This is a genomic window from Flavobacterium bizetiae, assembly GCF_902804475.1.
Lineage (GTDB): Bacteria > Bacteroidota > Bacteroidia > Flavobacteriales > Flavobacteriaceae > Flavobacterium > Flavobacterium bizetiae.
On the sequence record NZ_CADCSU010000163.1, the window covers coordinates 1 to 2,024 of the forward strand.

A 2,024-nucleotide genomic window follows, 5' to 3' on the forward strand; every position below is an offset into this window, starting at 1 on the left:
CGATTAGAGGTAATTTGTACATACATATTTTAAATTAAGTTGTCGGGAAATTGGAAATTCAAATCAATTGATTCTACAAGAAATTATAAAACTGAGTAACATTCTTGTTTTGATGATACGATATTATTAAAATAAATACTAAGATTTTACTTATTTTATATTGAAATGATACAAAAAAATCTGCTTGTACTTTTTTAACACCAGAAACGTATTTTATTACTCTTCCTTACATCATTAAAGGAAACAAACTTGCTCTGAAATTAATAGAATCCCTAATCTTAATATTAAAATGCTCTCTGAAACCTCTCAAAAAAAGAATTACCTAATCTCAGTTTTAGCATAATCTATGCTTTGTGCGATTCCTTTTTTAACTTATCTTCGCTGCCTATACATTTCTGAGTACATTTAACTCATTTTAAAAAACAAATTTGTGAAAGAAAAACAGGAAGACGTACAAGATAATCAGCTTAAACGTGGGCTGACCAACCGTCACATTCAGTTAATCGCCTTAGGCGGATCGATAGGAACAGGTCTTTTCCTTGGTATTGGTCCAGCGGCTGTACTAGCAGGTCCATCGGTTATTTTAGGATATGCTGTTGCCGGAATAATCGCTTTTTTTATTATGAGACAATTGGGCGAAATGGTTGTCGAAGAGCCTGTTTCAGGTAGTTTTAGTCACTTTGCCTATAAGTATTGTGGTTCTTTTGCCGGTTTTGCATCGGGTTGGAATTATTGGATTCTGTATATTCTGGTAAGTATGGCTGAACTTACAGCCATTGGTGTTTATGTGCAGTTTTGGTGGCCTGAAATTCCGCTTTGGGCATCGAGTTTATTTTTCTTTTTGGTTATTAATGCTTTGAATTTTGCCTCTGTAAAAGTTTACGGAGAAACTGAATTCTGGTTTTCGATCATAAAAGTAGCTGCAATTATTGCCATGATCCTTTTTGGTACCTACTTGCTAATGAGTGGAACAGGAGGAGAGCACGCCACAATTCACAATTTATACAATGACGGAGGATTTTTCCCAAAAGGGATCTTCGAAAAAACTTCTTCAGGTAGTTTTCAGGGGCTATTGTCAGCAATGGCGCTTATTATGTTCTCTTTTGGAGGTCTAGAACTTATCGGGATTACTGCTGCCGAAGCCGAAAATCCGGAAAAAAACATTCCAAAAGCAACCAATCAGGTTATTTATAGAATCCTTATATTTTATGTGGGTGCTTTGGTTATTTTATTTGCCTTGTCACCATGGAGACAAATTACTACAGACAGCAGTCCGTTTGTAATGGTTTTTCAAAATCTTAACGGAATGGAATTTGAGTTCTTTGGCAACAAAATATATTTTACAAAGCTTATCGCCAATGTACTTAATTTAATCGTTTTAACTGCCGCTTTATCAGTATACAATAGTAGCGTATACAGCAACTCAAGAATGTTATTTGGTTTAGCAGATCAGGGTAGTGCGCCTAAATTTTTAAAGAAACTAAACAAACAATCGGTGCCGGTTAATGCCATTTTAATTTCTTCATGCTTTGCAGCGATTTGTATTTTAATCAATAAAATAATGCCAGAAGAAGCTTTTAGTATTTTAATGTCTTTAGTAGTGTCTTGCTTAGTGATTAACTGGGTAATGATTTCGTATACGCATCTACAGTTTCGACTTGCGAAAGACAAGGAAAATACAAAAACTAAGTTTCCGTCAATATTTTATCCGCTAAGCAACTACATCTGTTTTGTATTTCTATTGGGTATTTTATCCATCATGTGGATGACAAATATGGAGTTATCCGTAGAATTAATTCCTATTTGGCTGGGTATTCTTTTTATATTTTATAAAGTTTTTAAAACTAAAAAATAGGTAGGTTTTACGCTATAATTCATTGTTTAAATAGAATTAGCAATTTATGTTATCGGATGATTCTTTAGGCTAATACGCTAATGTTATTTATAAAGAATTACACTGAAAAAGTCAGCAATTGATTTAAATAAAGAATTATTAGATGCACTATATTTCAGAGTTACAGGAC

General features: G+C 33.3%; 1 protein-coding gene. It reads left to right on the forward strand.

Going from position 1 to position 2,024, the window contains the following annotated elements; all coding sequences use genetic code 11:
* The first annotated feature begins 430 nt into the window (after positions 1-430).
* Positions 431-1,855 (forward strand): amino acid permease, encoded by a 1,425-nt coding sequence (locus FLACOL7796_RS21345; protein ID WP_173972815.1) that lies wholly within the window; start codon positions 431-433, stop codon positions 1,853-1,855.
* The last annotated feature ends 169 nt before the right edge of the window (positions 1,856-2,024 follow it).